Annotated in this window: 19 protein-coding genes; 8 read left to right on the top strand and 11 right to left on the bottom strand. The window is 64.1% G+C overall.

Annotation, left to right across the window (positions count from 1 at the left end; translation table 11 throughout):
- The first annotated feature begins 28 nt into the window (after positions 1-28).
- Entirely contained in the window at positions 29-583 is a 555-nt protein-coding gene (locus Q7O19_RS07995; RefSeq protein ID WP_303809774.1) for a hypothetical protein, read from the top strand.
- Positions 584-589: 6 nt separating this feature from the next.
- Here Q7O19_RS07995 and Q7O19_RS07990 read toward each other — a convergent pair whose 3' ends face one another.
- Both Q7O19_RS07990 and Q7O19_RS07985 read right to left on the bottom strand, forming a co-directional pair.
- Positions 590-1483 (bottom strand): neutral zinc metallopeptidase, encoded by an 894-nt coding sequence (locus tag Q7O19_RS07990; protein WP_303809772.1) that lies wholly within the window; start codon positions 1481-1483, stop codon positions 590-592.
- A gap of 24 nt (positions 1484-1507) precedes the next feature.
- Positions 1508-2422, bottom strand: coding sequence for a S1/P1 nuclease (locus Q7O19_RS07985; RefSeq protein ID WP_303809771.1), 915 nt, complete (start codon positions 2420-2422; stop codon positions 1508-1510).
- A gap of 115 nt (positions 2423-2537) precedes the next feature.
- Here Q7O19_RS07985 and Q7O19_RS07980 point away from each other — a divergent pair, with 115 nt between their 5' ends.
- From Q7O19_RS07980 to aroC, 4 genes are read left to right on the top strand one after another with little or no spacing between them, the layout of a single operon-like run.
- Entirely contained in the window at positions 2538-3482 is a 945-nt protein-coding gene (locus Q7O19_RS07980) for a DnaJ C-terminal domain-containing protein (protein WP_303809770.1), read from the top strand.
- Positions 3475-4338, top strand: a complete 864-nt coding sequence (locus Q7O19_RS07975) for a YihY/virulence factor BrkB family protein (protein WP_303809769.1) — start codon at positions 3475-3477, stop codon at positions 4336-4338. The genes Q7O19_RS07980 and Q7O19_RS07975 overlap by 8 nt, the downstream gene beginning before the upstream one ends.
- A gap of 32 nt (positions 4339-4370) precedes the next feature.
- Positions 4371-5165: an enoyl-ACP reductase FabI gene (gene fabI / locus Q7O19_RS07970; RefSeq protein WP_303809807.1), complete on the top strand. Its 795-nt coding sequence runs from the start codon at positions 4371-4373 to the stop codon at positions 5163-5165.
- On the top strand, positions 5162-6232 hold the full coding sequence (gene aroC / locus Q7O19_RS07965) for a chorismate synthase (protein WP_303809768.1): 1071 nt from the start codon (positions 5162-5164) through the stop codon (positions 6230-6232). Before fabI ends, aroC begins: the two co-directional genes overlap by 4 nt.
- Here the strand turns inward: aroC and Q7O19_RS07960 are convergent.
- From Q7O19_RS07960 to thyA, 8 genes are all read right to left on the bottom strand, one after another.
- Positions 6229-6606, bottom strand: a complete 378-nt coding sequence (locus Q7O19_RS07960; RefSeq protein WP_303809767.1) for a GFA family protein — start codon at positions 6604-6606, stop codon at positions 6229-6231. The two genes, aroC and Q7O19_RS07960, sit on opposite strands and share 4 nt — an antisense overlap.
- 75 nt (positions 6607-6681) lie before the next feature.
- The gene (locus tag Q7O19_RS07955) at positions 6682-7107 is read right to left on the bottom strand and encodes a DUF3035 domain-containing protein (protein WP_022678711.1); all 426 of its coding nucleotides are present in this window, start codon (positions 7105-7107) and stop codon (positions 6682-6684) included.
- Positions 7100-7603, bottom strand: coding sequence for a signal peptidase II (lspA, locus tag Q7O19_RS07950; protein ID WP_303809766.1), 504 nt, complete (start codon positions 7601-7603; stop codon positions 7100-7102). Before lspA ends, Q7O19_RS07955 begins: the two co-directional genes overlap by 8 nt.
- The gene (gene ileS, locus Q7O19_RS07945; RefSeq protein WP_303809765.1) at positions 7596-10361 is read right to left on the bottom strand and encodes an isoleucine--tRNA ligase; all 2766 of its coding nucleotides are present in this window, start codon (positions 10359-10361) and stop codon (positions 7596-7598) included. The genes lspA and ileS overlap by 8 nt, the downstream gene beginning before the upstream one ends.
- A 33-nt stretch (positions 10362-10394) precedes the next feature.
- Positions 10395-11324 (bottom strand): bifunctional riboflavin kinase/FAD synthetase, encoded by a 930-nt coding sequence (locus Q7O19_RS07940; RefSeq protein WP_303809764.1) that lies wholly within the window; start codon positions 11322-11324, stop codon positions 10395-10397.
- 25 nt (positions 11325-11349) lie between these two features.
- On the bottom strand, positions 11350-12513 hold the full coding sequence (locus Q7O19_RS07935; protein WP_303809763.1) for a dipeptidase: 1164 nt from the start codon (positions 12511-12513) through the stop codon (positions 11350-11352).
- 10 nt (positions 12514-12523) lie between these two features.
- On the bottom strand, positions 12524-13024 hold the full coding sequence (locus Q7O19_RS07930; protein ID WP_303809761.1) for a dihydrofolate reductase: 501 nt from the start codon (positions 13022-13024) through the stop codon (positions 12524-12526).
- Positions 13021-13944, bottom strand: a complete 924-nt coding sequence (thyA, locus tag Q7O19_RS07925; RefSeq protein ID WP_303809760.1) for a thymidylate synthase — start codon at positions 13942-13944, stop codon at positions 13021-13023. The genes Q7O19_RS07930 and thyA overlap by 4 nt, the downstream gene beginning before the upstream one ends.
- 76 nt (positions 13945-14020) lie before the next feature.
- Between thyA and Q7O19_RS07920 the strand changes: the two genes are divergently transcribed.
- The 3 genes from Q7O19_RS07920 to Q7O19_RS07910 all read left to right on the top strand — a co-directional run bounded on the left by Q7O19_RS07920 (position 14021) and on the right by Q7O19_RS07910 (position 15617).
- The gene (locus tag Q7O19_RS07920) at positions 14021-14647 is read left to right on the top strand and encodes an acyl-homoserine-lactone synthase (RefSeq protein ID WP_303809759.1); all 627 of its coding nucleotides are present in this window, start codon (positions 14021-14023) and stop codon (positions 14645-14647) included.
- A 204-nt stretch (positions 14648-14851) separates the two neighbouring features.
- Positions 14852-15442 carry a glycosyltransferase gene (locus Q7O19_RS07915; RefSeq protein ID WP_303809758.1) on the top strand — a complete coding sequence of 197 codons (591 nt, stop codon included), beginning with the start codon at positions 14852-14854 and terminating at the stop codon, positions 15440-15442.
- On the top strand, positions 15417-15617 hold the full coding sequence (locus Q7O19_RS07910) for a glycosyltransferase family 2 protein (protein ID WP_303809756.1): 201 nt from the start codon (positions 15417-15419) through the stop codon (positions 15615-15617). The genes Q7O19_RS07915 and Q7O19_RS07910 overlap by 26 nt, the downstream gene beginning before the upstream one ends.
- Positions 15618-15662: 45 nt before the next feature.
- On the opposite strand, the gene Q7O19_RS13500 is transcribed toward Q7O19_RS07910, so the two are convergent.
- A partial coding sequence (locus tag Q7O19_RS13500; RefSeq protein ID WP_368491967.1) for an integrase core domain-containing protein occupies positions 15663-15763 on the bottom strand: 101 nt, incomplete at its 5' end.

Here is a 15763-nt window from a genome sequence, read left to right as displayed (position 1 = left end):
TGTTCGCAATACACTGGAGCCTCCCCCAATGAAAAATGCCCTTATTGCTATCCTGCTCTGCGGTGCTGCCGTCGCCGCCTGTGATGCCCGGCGCGTCGAGGAGAAGGAAAAGGCCGAAGCGGCCGCGATCAGTGTGGACAAGGATTGGGATGAAGGCGCCGCTGGCGATACCGGCGTGAACATCAAGGCCGACATGGAAAAGGGCGAGGTCGAGCTGAAGCTGCCCGGTGGCATCGCCGGCAAGGTGAGCATCCCGGCCGGCATTGAACCGGATGCGAAGTTCGATCTGGACAGGGTGGGCCGATATCCCGGTGCCAAGCTGACCAGCTTGAATGTGCAGGCCAGTGGCAAGGATGGCGACGGCCGCGGTCAGGTGCTGCTGGGCTTCAGCGCGCCGGGCACGGCAACGCAGGTCGCCAATTGGTATGCCAAGGCCCTGGCCGACAAGGGCCGCACCCCCAGCCGCAGCGGCAACACGCTTACCGGCACCACCGAAGATGGTGACCGCATGGTGATTGCTGTGGAAGATGGCGACACCGGCGTTGCCCGCGGCCGCTTCACCATCAGCGACCGCAAGGGCTGATCCGCTTTAGAGTCTGCGCGCCGCAAAGGTGTCGCAGGTGTTTATCTGCCCGGATTGCAGCCCGGCCTGCAGCCAGCGCATGCGCTGCGCTGACGTGCCGTGGGTGAAGCTTTCCGGGTTCAATCGCGCCCCGGCCTTTTGCTGCAGTGTGTCATCCCCGATGGCCTGGGCAGCGCGCAGTCCTTCTTCGATGTCGCCGGGCTCCAGCAGGTCGCGATTATGGTGCGCCCACACGCCGGCAAGGCAATCGGCCTGCAGTTCCTGCCGCACCGAAAGTGCATTGCCCTGCGCCGGCCCTGACGCGCGGCGGGCCTGCTGCACCTCGGCGGAAATACCCAGCACCGTCTGGATATGATGCCCCACCTCGTGCGCGATCACATAGGCGGCGGCAAAATCGCCGGGGGCGCCAAAGCGGCGCGACAGATCATCGAAGAAGCTGGCATCAAGATAGACCTGTTGGTCTGCCGGGCAGTAGAATGGCCCCATGCCGCTGTCTGCCTGGCCGCAGCCGCTGTTCACGCCGCCTTCGAACAGGTTGAGCTTTGGCCAAGGCAAGGGTTTGCCCAGCTGATCGCGGAACAACGCATCCCAGGTGCGTTCGGTGCTGCCCAGCACCTTGGCGATGAACCGGTCATGCGTGCCATTCAGAGCGGGCGGCGCTGATCGAGCCACCGCCTCCTGGGGCTGGCCAACACCAGGGCCACCAACGCCGGCGCCTTCCACCATGCCGATCATCGCCAACGGGTTCTGCCCGAGCAGCAGTGCGATGACGCCCACCACGATCATGCCGCCGATGCCCAGCTTGCCGTCGCCAATCGGCAGCCGCATGCCACCGCCGCCGCCGCGCTCACCGCGCCGATCAACGATGTTGCTGCTTTCCTGTTCGTCGTCGAGGTTCATGGCCGGCGTCTCCTGGCCGGCAGATTACCGGGTGCGCCCGCCCGGCGCCAGCGCCTCGTTCACCAGCAGGGCAATGCGGCTGCCGGCCTTGGCCACCTGGTCACGCACGCCCGGCGTCGCCTTGGTGATATAAGCGGGCGTCACCATCCCGCGCGGCAGGGTGCGGCGCTGGTCGGCTGCAATCGGGCAGCTGTCAGGGGTGCCTTGCAATTCCGGATAAGCGATCGTGCGCGAGATCTCCCACACGTCGCGCGCCCAAAGCGCCACCCGTGCTGCGGTGTCGGCCGGGCCAGCGGTATAGGCGCGAGCCTGTCCCGGCGTGATGCGCTGCGGCGTGATCGCCGGCGGTTCGGTCAGCGCGCGTTCGGCCAGGTCACCATCCCAGATCCAGTGCAGGTTCATGCGCTGTTTATAGCCATAATCGGCGCGCGCCTGATTGCCGCCCAGATCGGCCTTGTCGCCGAGGTGCAGCGGCTGATGCATGTCGCCCACAAGATGCACCAGGAAGCCAAACGCCTGCAGGCGTTCGTGTGCCGGCCGGCTGCGATCAGCCAATATGGCCTGCTGGCGGGAAATCTGCACCGTCACGCAATCGCCGTCCGGGCATTTGGCGGCGATGTCGAAATCGCCGCACACGCTGATGTTCTGATAGTGCCAGGGTGCGGAGAAGGCGAAACGGTCGCGATAACGGGCGCGTACGCAATCGGGCCACACGCTGGCCTCCTCGATGTTGCGCAACCGGCATTCGGGCGTGTTCAATGCGGCTTCGGCGCGATACAGGCGCTTCACCTCGGCACGCACCGCCGGCGGGAGCTGGGCCAGCGCGATGCGCCCGGTCAGCCGGTGGGCATATTCGCCCCAGGCCAGCGCCGGTTGGGAAGCAATCAGGGCAAGCGGCAGGGCCAGCCAGGTGAGGGGGCGAATCAAGCGGTGCATCATGGCTTTCGCCCATGCCGCACGGCGGTGACGCTGGCCAGTGCCGCAGGGTGGCTGTATGGGCTTGCAAAGCGGGCCCTTGCTGCCAATCTTTGGGCCAACAGGATAAAGACAGGCGATGCGAAATCCCTACAGCGTTTTGGGCGTGCCGCGGTCGGCAACGGATGCCGACATCAAGAAGGCGTTCCGCAAGCTTGCCAAGGACAATCACCCGGATCGCAACGCCGATGATCCCAAGGCGCTGGAACGCTTCAAGGAAGCCAACCTCGCCTATGAGCTGCTGTCTGATACAGCCAAGCGCGCGCAGTTTGATCGCGGCGAGATCGGCCCGGATGGCCAGCCCACCAATCCCTTTGGCGGTGGTGGATTTGGCGGTGGTGGCGGTTTCAACCCGCGCGATTTCGGCAGCAATGGCCGCAGCGGCGGCGGTGCGGATTTTGCCGGTGCTGCCGATGATCTGTTTGCCGAAATCTTTGGCGGCCGCAGCCCGTTCGGCGGCAGCGGCGCCGCAAGTGGTGGTGGCCGCGGTTTCCGCACTCAGGTGCGCGGGCCCGATGTTGCCTATCGCCTGACTGTGCCCTTCGTCGATGCCGTGCAGTTGACCCCGCAGCGCGTCACCCTGCGTTCCGGCCAGACGATCGAGATCAAGCTGCCCGCTGGCCTTGAAACCGGCAAGCAGGTGCGGCTGGCCGGCAAGGGGGAGGCTGGCCCCGGCGGCCACGGCGATGCCATTGTCACCATCGAGATCGGGCCGCACCGCGCCCTTACCCGCGACGGCAATGATGTGCGCCTCACCTTGCCGATCAAGCTGGATGAAGCCGTGCTCGGCGCCAAGATTCGCATGCCCACCCCCGAAGGCATGGTCTCGCTGTCCATCCCGCCCGGCACCGCATCGGGCAAGATGTTCCGACTGAAGGGCAGGGGTTTCCGCAAGCTGGATGGCACCCGCGGCGATCAATTGGTGACGGTGCAGATCGATATCCCGCCCGATCACGAGGAACTGAAGGCCTTTGCCGCCAGCTTCGTTGATCCGCGCAACATTCGCGCCACGCTGGATGGTTGAAACGGGCCCGAGCCGACGGCTGTCGTGGCCTGCCATCGCGCGTGATACCGCCAGCGGCACCTTTGAACATGGCTTCACCCACGCCGGCAATCTGGCCTATCTCAGCCTTGTCACCCTGTTTCCTTTCGTCATCCTGCTCGCCGCCATCGCCGGGCAACTGGGCCGCACCGCCGATGGGTTGGCGGCCGTTAACGGCTTCCTCACTGCGCTGCCCAGCGATGTCGCCGCACTCATCGCCCCGGCGCTGACCGACGTGATCGCGGCCGATTCGAGCAGCGGCGTCATCACCTTCAGCCTCGCGGTGGCGCTGTGGACGTCTTCAGGCGTGCTGGTCACGCTGCGCACCATCGTCACCCAGGCCTATGGCCGAGAATCGGAATTGCCCTATCTGCGTTGGCGCCTGCTCGGCTTGCTCGAGGTGCTGGGCCTGGTGGTGCTGCTGCTGATCGCCTTTGCCGCGCAGGTGGTGGTGACCGGCGCCGAAACCTTCGTCTACCGCTTGATGCCGATGGCGGCGAATATCTTCCCGGCGCTTGGCCTGCAACGCATCGTGCCGGCATTGCTACTGTTCCTGGCGCTGTGGGGGCTGTTTGCGCTGCTGTGCCCACGCCGGTTCCGCATCGCCCCGGTGTGGCCCGGTGCGCTGGCCACAGCGGCGGCGTGGACGGCGACCACCCTGGCGCTGCCGCGCGCGCTCACCCTGTTTGGTGGCTATGCGCTCACCTATGGCAGCCTCGCCGGCGTGATCATCGCCTTGCTCTATTTTTATATCATCGGGCTCGGGATGGTACTTGGCGCGCAGCTGAATGCCGCCATTGCCCGCGCCCGGCTGGAAATTGCCGCAATTGCCAATTAAGGCCGGCAGCCAAGGAGATTTTCATGGGAATCATGGCGGGAAAACGCGGCCTCATCATGGGGCTGGCGAACGACAAGAGCCTGGCCTGGGGCATTGCCAAGGCCTTGGCGGAACAGGGCGCCGAACTGGCCTTCAGCTATCAGGGTCCGATGATGGAAAAGCGGGTGCGCCCGCTGGCCGAAGCGCTGGGCGTCGCCCGCCTGTTCGAATGCGATGTGTCGTCGGTGGAAAGCATGGACGCCTGCTTCACCGCGCTGTCCGCTGAATGGCCCACCATCGATTTCCTCGTCCACGCCATCGGCTTTTCGGACAAGAACGAGCTGCGCGGCCGCTATGTCGATACGTCGCTGGACAATTTCCTGCTTACCATGAACGTCTCGGTCTACAGCTTCACCGCCGTCGCCCAGCGCGCCGCGCTGATGATGCCCGAAGGCGGCGCCATGCTCACCCTGTCGTACTACGGCGCCGAAAAGGTGATCCCGCATTACAATGTCATGGGCGTGGCCAAGGCCGCGCTGGAATGCAGCGTGAAATATCTGGCGATGGATCTCGGCCCGCAGAATGTGCGCGTCAACGCCATCTCCGCCGGCCCGATCAAGACGCTGGCTGCCAGCGGCATCGGCGATTTCCGCTACATCATGAAGTGGAACGAATATAATTCGCCGCTGCGCCGCAACGTCACCATCGAGGATGTCGGCGGCGCCGGCCTTTACTTGCTCTCCGGTCTGGCCAGCGGCGTGACGGGCGAAACGCACCATGTCGACGCCGGCTACAACGTCATCGGCATGAAGGCGGAGGATGCGCCGGATATCGGGCTCGAAAAATGAGCCTCAACACATTCGGACACCTGCTGCGCTTCACCACCTGGGGCGAAAGCCACGGCCCGGCGATCGGCGCTGTTGTCGATGGCTGCCCTCCCGGGCTCATCCTGTCCGAAGCCGATATCCAGCCCTTCCTGGACAAGCGCCGGCCCGGCCAATCGAAATTCACTACCCAGCGGCAGGAGCCGGATGCAGTTCGCATCCTGTCGGGCGTGTACGAAGGCCGCACCACCGGCACGCCGATCAGCTTGATGATCGAAAATGTCGATCAACGTTCGAAGGATTATAGCGACGTCGCCGCCAAATACCGGCCCGGTCACGCCGATTATGCCTATGATGCCAAATACGGCCTGCGCGATCCGCGCGGTGGCGGGCGCTCCTCGGCGCGCGAAACCGCTAGCCGCGTGGCCGCCGGCGCGGTGGCACGGAAGATCATCTCCGGGGTGAACATCGCCGCCTATCTGGTTGAAATTGGAGGCATCGCTATTGATCACAGCCGCTTCGACCTCGCCGAGATCGACCGCAATCCCTTCTGGTGCCCCGATGCGGTGACGGCCGCAATCTGGGAAGAGCATCTCGACGCGGCGAGGCTGTCAGGCTCGTCGCTCGGCGCCATCGTCGAATGCGTGGCGACCGGTGTGCCGGCTGGCTGGGGCAGCCCGCTCTATCACAAGCTCGACGCGCAACTGGCCAACGCCGCCATGAGCATCAACGCGGTGAAGGCCGTCGAAATCGGTGACGGTTTTGCCGCTGCCCGTTTGCGTGGCGAGGAAAACGCCGATCGGATGCGCCCCGGCGAGGATGGCCCGGAGTTTCTCTCCAACCACGCGGGCGGCATCGCCGGCGGCATCTCCACCGGCCAGCCCATCGTGGTCAGGATGGCGCTGAAGCCGACCAGTTCGATCCTCACGCCGGTCGAAACCATCACCAAGGACGGCCAGGCTGCCGAAATCGTCACCAAGGGCCGCCACGATCCCTGCGTCGGCATCCGCGCCGCGCCAGTGCTGGAAGCGATGGTGGCGCTGGTGCTGGCTGATGCGATGCTGCTACAGCGCGGGCAAACTGGGCTCTAACCTAGGTCTGCGCGGGCCTTTTCCCAGTTCTTCCCGTCATAGGGACGGATCAGCGGCTTCACATCCTCCACCCCGTCCAGCGCCCGCCAGTTCACGCTGAACCCATCCGGGTGCGACCGTGGTACATAGAAGCTCTTGATGCCGCAGGTGCTGCAAAACAGATGCTGCGCCGTGCCGCTGCCCCAGCGATAATCGGTCAGCGCATCAGCGCCGCGCTCCAGCGTGAAACCCGCCTTGTCGACGATCAGGTGCAGGAACCCGGTCTTGGCGCAGATGGAACAATTGCAGTCGAGTAGTTCGGGCGGATCGGCGAACCGCACCCGAAAATGCACCTTGCCGCAATGGCAGCCACCTATTGCTTCCCGCATCGTCATGTCCGGCACATCACGTCAAAGCCGGCTGGAAATCAAGCGGCCCAGCCGTTCGATCCACAAGCGGTTTGCGCGTTTTTAGCTCGGTACGGTGAGATCAGCCACCTTGCTGTCGCGCACGCCCACGGGCGCCGCGAGCACTTCCTGCAGGAACACGCCCTTGTTCACCGTGCTGGTGCGCGGATCGCCGGCCTGGCTGCGCACGGCGGGATCGGGCGTGTTGGCGCCGGCGCGATCCAGCAACTGCTGTTCGGCGGCGCTCTTCGGCGGCGGCTTCACGCCGGGGCCAAACAGCGCTTCCATGGCAGCGGCCTGCGAATCGACGCCCATGGCGCGGGGCGCGCCGGGCTTGGGCGGCGCCAGCGAAAAATCAGGCGGCACCACCAGCGGCGCGCCGCGGGCGATCGCCAGTTCATCGGGGCCACGGCCGGAAAGCCGGTCCTTCTTGCCGCCACAAGCAGTCAGCGCCAGGGCGGCCACGGTCAGGATCAGCAGGTTACGCATCTTTGGCATCCCTTGAATTAACAGCAGCTTCAGGCTCTGGCTTGGCCAGCACGGCGCGGGCCAGCAGCAATATCACACCCAGTGTAATCGCAGCATCAGCAAGATTGAAGACCCAGAAGCTGGTTTGCCCCCAGAAGAAATGCAGGAAATCGACAACATAACCGAACCGCACGCGATCGAGGATGTTGCCGATCGCCCCGCCCAGCACCAGGCCCAGTGCGGCCACATCCATCGGATTTTTCTCCCGCCACAGCCACAGCGCCACCGCCAGCGCAATGCCAGCCGTGATGAAAGTGAGCAGCCAGCGGCCCAGGTCGCTGTCCGCCTGCAACATCCCCATCGACACGCCGATATTGCCCACAAACGTCAGGCGGAAGAATGGCAGCACATCGATGCCGCCGCGTTCGGGCAGATGGATGATCTCCAGCACCCAATATTTGCTGATCTGATCCAGGATCAGCACCAGCGCCGCAAGGAGAAAGCCGCGCTTAGCCATGAACGACCGCATCGCAGCGCCCGCACAGCTCGGTTTCGGGCTTCACATCAGGCAGGAGGCGCCAGCAGCGAGCGCATTTGGCCAGATCGGCCTTCTCAACGGTCAGCGTTTCCGTGTCGCCATGGGTCAATGAGACATCGGCAACAAGCAGCAGTTCGGCAAGATCAAGCCCGGCCAGCGCCGCGATCCGGTCGGCATGGGTGGTGGTGATGGTCACGCTGGCTTCCAGGAAGCTGCCAACCGTCTTGGCACGGCGAAGTTCTTCCAGTTTCAGATAGACTTCCTCGCGCAACTTGCGGGAAAGTGTGAACTGTTTTTCCAGCGCCGCGTTCTGCCAGGCGGCATCGATGTCCGGCCATTCCAGCAGGTGCACCGAGGCTGCATCCGGATAACGGGTGCCCCACACTTCTTCGGCGGTGAATACCATCACCGGCGCCAGCCAGCGGGTGAGGGCGTGGAAGGTGAGATCCAGAACCGTGCGCCAGGCGCGGCGGGCCGGCGCGGTCGGCGCATCGCAATAGAGACTGTCTTTGCGGACATCCATCGCGAAGGCCGAAAGATCGTTCTGCACGAACTCGGTGATCAGGCTGGTGTAGCGATTGAAGTCATAGGCCACGGCCGCCGCCTTGAGCTCATCCGACAGCACGGCCAGCTTGTGCAGCACCCAGCGTTCCAGCGCCGGCATCTGATCGGCGGGGAGGCGTTCTTCCTCCGTCCAGCCCTCAAGCGCGCCAAGCAAATACCGGAAGGTATTACGCAATTTCCGATACTGATCGGCGACGCCTTTCAGGATTTCATCGCCGATGCGGTGATCCTCGGTGAAATCGACACTCAGCGCCCACAGCCGCAAGATGTCCGCGCCATAGGTCTTCATGATGTCGAGTGGGTTGATGACGTTGCCTTCCGACTTCGACATCTTGCGGCCCGAGGCATCCATGGTGAAGCCGTGGGTGAGGATGGAATTGTAGGGCGCGCGACCGCGGGTGCCGCAGCTTTGCAGCAGGCTCGATTGGAACCAGCCGCGATGCTGATCGCTGCCTTCCAGATACAGATCCGCCGGCCACTGCATTTCCGGCCAGCGGCCCGATTCCAGCACAAAGGCATGGGTGCAGCCGCTGTCGAACCACACGTCCAGAATGTCGGTGATCTGCTCGTACTGTTCAGCCTTGTCGCCGAGCAACTCGGCGGCGAACTCCGGGGTCCAGGCGTCTACACCCTGCTCGCGGAAACGCGCGATGATCTTGTCATTGATTGTGTTATCAACAAGATAGTCGCCACTCTTGCGATCGACAAACAAGGTGATCGGCACACCCCAGGCGCGCTGGCGCGAGAGAACCCAATCCGGCCGCCCTTCGACCATCGCGCCGATGCGGTTGCGGCCCTTGTCCGGTGTGAACTGGGTGGCGGCGATGGCGGCAACGGCCTTCTGGCGCAGCGTGTGCTCACCTTGATCCATCGGCACGAACCATTGCGGCGTACAGCGGAAGATCACTTTCTTCTTCGACCGCCACGAGTGCGGATAGCTGTGCGCGAACGGCCCAGCGCTCAGCAGCGCGCCCGTAGCGCGCAGATCGTTGCAGATCGGCCCGTCCGGCGCGTTGAGCGTGGGGTTGATGACGTTCTTGGACTCGCCGCCCAGCCACAGCCAATCGGCGCGGTAGCGGCCATCGCCTTCCACGGCGAATACCGGATTGATCCCGTGCGCTTTGCACAGCGCGAAATCATCCTCGCCATGATCCGGCGCCATGTGGACAAGGCCGGTGCCGGCATCGGTGGTGACGAAATCGCCCGGCAGGAAGGGGCGGGGCTTGGCAAAGAAGCCGCCGAGGTGGTTCATTGGGTGACGGGCGACGGCGCCGGCGAAGGCCGCGGCTGCCACATCATGCTCCACGGTCAGCCTAGAACCAATCCGCGCGCTCACGGCTTCCAACAAGGGGGCGGCAATGAGGATACGACGGCCATCAACAGTGCGGCAAAGCTGGTAGGTAACCTCCGGGCCATAGGCGATGCCCTGGTTCACCGGGATGGTCCAAGGCGTCGTCGTCCAGATGACGGCATGGGCCCCCACCAGTTCCGGCGCGCCCGGCGCTTCGATTATCTCGAACGCCACGTCGATCTGGGTCGAGGTGATGTCGTGATATTCCACCTCGGCGTCGGCCAGCGCGGTCTTTTCCACCGGGCTCCACATCACCGGCTTGGCACCGCGATAGAGTTGGCCGCTCTCGGCGAACTTCAGCAGTTCCGAAACGATGGTGGCTTCCGCCTGGAAGTCCATGGTCAGATAAGGTTTTTCCCAATTGGCGCTGATGCCCAGCCGCTGCAACTGGCCCATCTGCACATTCACCCAATGCTGGGCATAGGCGCGGCATTCGGCGCGGAATTCCACCGCCGGCACGTCGTCCTTGTTCTGCTTTTTCGCGCGGTAGGCTTCTTCCACCTTCCACTCGATCGGCAGGCCGTGGCAATCCCAACCGGGGATATAGGGCGCATCCTTGCCCAGCAGCGTCTGCGTGCGCACCACCGCATCCTTCAGGATATGGTTCAGCGCGTGGCCGATGTGCATGTCGCCGTTGGCATAGGGCGGGCCATCGTGGAAGATGAACTTCGGCCGCCCGGCGCGGGCTTCACGCAGCTGGGTGTAAAGATCGGCCGCCTGCCATACGCTGAGAATCTGCGGCTCGCGCTCCGGCAGGCCAGCTTTCATCGGAAAGTCGGTTTTCGGCAGGAAAACGGTGGGGCGATAATCGGGCGCGCTCATGAGGGTGGGCTTTAGGGGAAGGGCGCGTGCCTGTCACCCACCCTTGAGCATGCGCCGTGCCGCCGTCGCATCGGCCGCAATCTGCGCCTTCAATGCATGAAGGCCATTCAGTTTCATTTCCGGCCGCAGATAGGCGACCAGCGGCACATCCAGCGTCTGGCCATAGAGATCGCCGGACCAATCCATCAGCCAGGTTTCGAGCAGTTCTTGCCGAGGTTCGATCATCGGGCGGATGCCCAGATTGGCCACGCCATCCACCCGCTCACCCGAAGGCAGCACGACCTGCACGGCATAGACCCCGTATGCGGGGCGCACATAATCCCCCAGCGTCATGTTGGCGGTCGGGAAACCCAAGGTCCGCCCCAGCTTGGCACCATGTTCCACCACGCCCCTGATGGTGAACGGCCGGGTGAGCAGCTCCGCCGCCATCCCCGGCCGCGCATCGCGCAAAAGGGCACGAATGCGTGTCGAGCTGATCGTGCCCGCACCGTCCTGCACTGCATCCACCACCCGCGCGGCAAAACCATGCGCGAGGCCCAGTCGTTCCAGATCGGTCACGCTGCCTGAACGCCCGCGCCCGAAGGTGAAATCGCCGCCGGTCACCACGCCGGCAACGCCAAGGCGCGTCACCAGCCATTCGTCCACGAACTCTTCCGCCGAAAGCGCAGCCAGCGCCCGGTTGAACGGCATCACCACCGCGCCATCCATGCCGAACTGGCCCAGCCATTGCCCACGCTGTTCTATGGTGGAGAGCGCGAAGGGCGGCACATCGGGCTGGAACAGCCGCGCCGGGTGCGGATCGAAACTCGCCACAAGCGCCGGCCGGCCCAACTTTCGCGCCCAATCACGCGCGGCGCTCACCACAGCCTGGTGCCCGGCGTGAAATCCATCGAAATTGCCCAGCGCCACGATGCCGCCACGCAAATGGCCAGGCAGTGCGGCGCCCCCAGAAATCAGGTCCACGCGATCAGCTCCATGGGCAGGCGGCTTAGCGGGGAGCCAGCCCGGCGGCAAGCAGCCGTGCCGTATTGCCGCCCATCACCTTGGCGATGTTGGCCTCGTTCATGCCCGCCTGCATCAGGGCCTGAGTGACGACATCGAGATGCGCGGTATCGAAACCCACCGTGGTGGCGCCATCATAATCGCTGCCCAGCCCGACATGATCGATGCCGGCCACCTTCACCGCGTGCAGGATCGCCTTGGCGGTAGCCTCCGGTGTCGGCTGGCAGATGGCGGCATCCCAATAGCCGATGCCCACCACGCCGCCATTTGCAGCCAGCGCCCGCAACTGGTCGTCGGAAAGGTTGCGCGGCGTGTCGCAGGTGCCTTTCACGCCGCCATGGCTCACCACCACCGGTCGGGTGGCGATCTTCAGCACGTCGGCATAAGCGGCGGGGCTGCTGTGGGCGACATCGATTATCATGCCGCGCTTCTCCGCCTCGCGCACCACTGCGGCGCCCAGCGCGGTGAGCCCGCCCTTCTTCTCCCCCGCCATTGAACCGGCCAGTTCAGTATCGAAAAAATGCGCCAGCCCCAGCATGCGGAAACCCGCGTCGTGCAGTCGCTTCACATTGGCCAGGCTGCCTTCCAGATTCTGCCCGCCTTCGGTGGAAAGCAGCGCGCCGGTCACGCGCTTGCCCGCCGCACGGTCCGCCAGCAGGCTGGCCAGGTCAGTCGGCGTCTTGACGGCTCGCAGCCGGCCATCGGCGCGTTTCTCTACTTCGTGCAGCTTTTCGGCGTGCCAGAGCGAGCGTTCCAGCAGGCTGCCCCACGTGCGGAGTGGTTGCCCCTGCGCGATCACCAGTGGGGTGATATTGTCGGTCTCGTCCGAATTTTTCTCGTAATTCTGCCCGCGCGGCGTCTTGGTGACGCTGGAAAATACCTGCAATGCAACATTGCCCGCCTCCAGCCTTTTTAGATCGACATGGCCATCACTGGATTCCGACAGCAGATCCCGTTTCCACATCAGCGTATCGCTGTGCAGATCGATCACGGTCAGCGTCTTGTGCAGCGCCTGGGCCTTGGCGCTTACCGGCCACGTCGCGCCCGTCTGCTTGTTCATTCCACGCTCGGCGATGCCTGGGGCAAAGCCGAACAAGCCCACCGCCGCCACGCCGAGCAGCGCCGCCGTTCCCCACACCAGCTTCTTCATCGGATTCCCCTTATCGCCGTTCCAGCGTGATGAACGCATATCCCGGCTTGTCGCCCTCTGGTTCATGCGTCCCCCGCGCCACTTCTTCCCAGCGCGCCGGATCGAAGGCGGGCAAGAACGTGTCGCCTTCAGGCTCCGCGTCGATCTCAGTCAATTCCACCCGCGTCGCGATGGGGAGTGCGAGCGCATAGATCTCCGCCCCGCCGATGATCATGATGTGGCCCCGGATGCGTGGGTCAAGGCCCGCCGCCGCAACCGCTTCGGCCAAGTTCGGCACCACCGTCACCCCGTCCGCCGTCCAACTCGCATCACGGGTGAGCACGATATTCTGGCGGCCGGGCAGGGGCTTGCCGATCGATTCGAACGTCTTGCGGCCCATCACGACGGGCTTGCCGACGGTGATCGCCTTGAACCGCTTCAGGTCCGCCGACAGGTGCCAGGGCATGGCGCCCTTGAAACCGATCACGCCGTTTCGGGCGCGGGCAACCACCATGGTGACATCAAGGCTCATACCGCCACCGGTGCGGCGATGTGCGGATGCGGGTCGTAGCCGGTGATCAGGAAGTCCTCCAGCCGGTAGCTGAACAGATCTTCTGGCTGCCGCGCGAAGTCCAAACGCGGGAAGGGGCGGGGCGTGCGCGAAAGCTGCTCCGTCACCAGATGCTCGTGATTGAGATAGAGGTGACAATCCGCCCCCATCCAGGTGAGCACCCCCGGTTCCAGTCCGCACTGCTGCGCCAGCATGCGGATCAGCACCGCCGCTTCGAAGATGTTGAACGGAAAGCCCAGCCCCAGATCGCAGCTGCGCTGATAGAGGATGCCGGATAGGCGACCATCAGCGACGAAATACTGATAGGTCATGTGGCACGGCGGCAGCGCCATGCGGTGCAGTTCGGGTACGTTCCAGCCGGTGAAGATATGCCGGCGGCTGGCGGGGTTAGCTTTAAGGCCTTGTACAAGCTCGGTCATCTGATCGAACGGCGTATCGGCGCGGAAACTGCCGTCTTCATTGGCGGCATAACGCGGCCATCGTCGCCACTGCACGCCATAGACGGGCCCCAGATCGCCCCATTTCGCGGCAAAATCATCGTCGGCAATGATCCGCGCTTCGAAGTCGTCCCGATTGATCTGTTCGCCCGTCGCCTTGCGATAGGCATCCAGCGGCCAGTCGGTCCAGATATGCACGCCCTGTTCCACAAGCGGGAGGATGTTCGATTCGCCGTTCAGGAACCAGATCAGCTCCTTCATCGCCGATTTCCAATATACACGCTTGGTGGTGAGCAGCGGCACCGTGCCATCGGAAAGATCGAACTTCAGCGTCTCGCCAAACAGGGCGCGGGTGCCAGTGCCGGTGCGGTCGCCGCGCATGGCGCCGGTTCGCCAAACACGGTCCATAAGGGAAAGATACTGGTGTTCGCCGCCATGAGTCATTGCCCCTTTTCAGGGATATGGCGCGCCCGCGTCAACCATTGCCACAACGCTTGCGAACCCCATCAGGAAGCAGGCGATGTTCGGTACAGCCACAACAGGCACTAGCCACGATATTCGGGCCATTCCCGGCCTGTGGCGCGACGCACAGGGCGAGGCGGAGGCCTTGTCCAGTCGGGGAATGCACCATGCCGCCCTGCGATCCGCCATGCTGAAGGATCGCAAGATCGTGCTGATGGACCGGCTGGGCTGGGATCTGCAATCGCCCGATGGCCTGCACGAGTTGGACGAATATGATGATGAAGACACGCTCTATCTGATCGTTCATCAGCCCGAAACCGGCCGCCATCTGGGATCGGTGCGGCTGCTGCCCTCCACCGGCGCGCACCTGCTGGGCGACAAGTTCGCGCATCTGTGTGCCGATGGTGTCCCGGTTGGCCCCGACGCGTGGGAGATCACCCGTCTTGTCACCGCGCCCGGCCTGACACGCGCTGAAGCACTGCAGGTGCGCAGACAATTGGCAATTACCCTGCAAGAACATGCACTTGCAAGAAGAATTCAATATTATATCATGGTCACACATCTGCCGTGGTTGCCGAGCCTGCTGTCTATCGGCTGGGATGCTGAACCACTGGGCCTGCCGCACGGTGAGGGCGTTAATGCCGTCGCCGCGCTGCGGGTCCATATTGATGAGACCACTTTGTAGCGCCTGCGCGCGGCCTGGGCAATCGCCCGGCCGGTGCTGTCGCCGCCCCCGATCGGCCGGGAGAATGAACAGGCGTTTTGACCCTGCGTCTGTCGCTTTCCTGCCGAGGATGCCCCGGCCTGCTGAATCCACCTGCAAACGGCCCTCCCCGTGCGCAGATTCTGGTGAAGGCCGGGGCATCCACCCCTTCAAGAACAACCGGCTATGACGCTGCCTGAACTGCTGGCTCTTTGGCATGTCGCGCTGGCCGAAGCCTTGTTGCTGGTGGCGCTGCTGGTGGCCATCAACGGCCTGGATGATATGGCCATCGATGTGCTGTGGCTGATGATGCCGCGTCACCAGCGCCAGCCGCAACGGCTCCTGCCAGAACCGCCGCCAGCGCGCTTTGCCATCCTGATCCCGGCCTGGGATGAATCGGCGGTGATCGGTGCCATGCTGCAGCGCCTGCTGGCCACGCTGAACTGGCCGGATTATGCCGTGTTCGTTGGCCTTTATCCCAATGATCCCAAAGGTCAGGCGGCGGTGTCTGCGCTCAACGACCCGCGCCTGCACGTGGCAGTTGGTGCGACACCCGGCCCCACCACCAAGGCCGATTGCCTGAACAGCCTGTGGCGGGCGGCGCTGGCAGAGGAGGCGGCCAGCGGCCGGCCCTTCGCGGCCATCGTGCTGCACGATGCCGAAGATCTGGTGCACGCCTGCGAACTGGCGGTGTTTGCCGCCCATTTGCCGGAATATGCCATGGTGCAACTGCCGGTGCTGCCGCTGCCCGTTGATTTCCGGTCATTATATCGATGAATTTGCAGAAGCGCATGCCAAGGAACTGCTGGTGCGGCAGTGGCTGGACGCGGCGGTGCCGGCGGCCGGCGTGGGGGTTGCCATCGATTGGGCCATGTTGGGCCGCATTGCCAATGCCCGCGACGGCGCCCCCTTTGATGCCGCCAGCCTGACCGAGGATTATGAATTGGGCTGACCCTGTCCCAGTTTTGTATCCGGCCAGAATGAGAGATCTGGCGCTTCATCGGCCGGGGTTAACCCCGGCCGATGAAGCAAATTCGGCCGGTGTCATGAACCCCAGTGACGTGTGAGGTCGGGTCTCATTGAAGTCCCGTCGCCACG

Origin of the sequence: Sandarakinorhabdus limnophila DSM 17366 (assembly GCF_945882885.1) — a bacterium.
Classification (GTDB): domain Bacteria; phylum Pseudomonadota; class Alphaproteobacteria; order Sphingomonadales; family Sphingomonadaceae; genus Sandarakinorhabdus; species Sandarakinorhabdus limnophila_A.
Note: the sequence above shows the minus strand (reverse complement) of the source record. Positions and strands in the feature narration are given on the sequence as shown.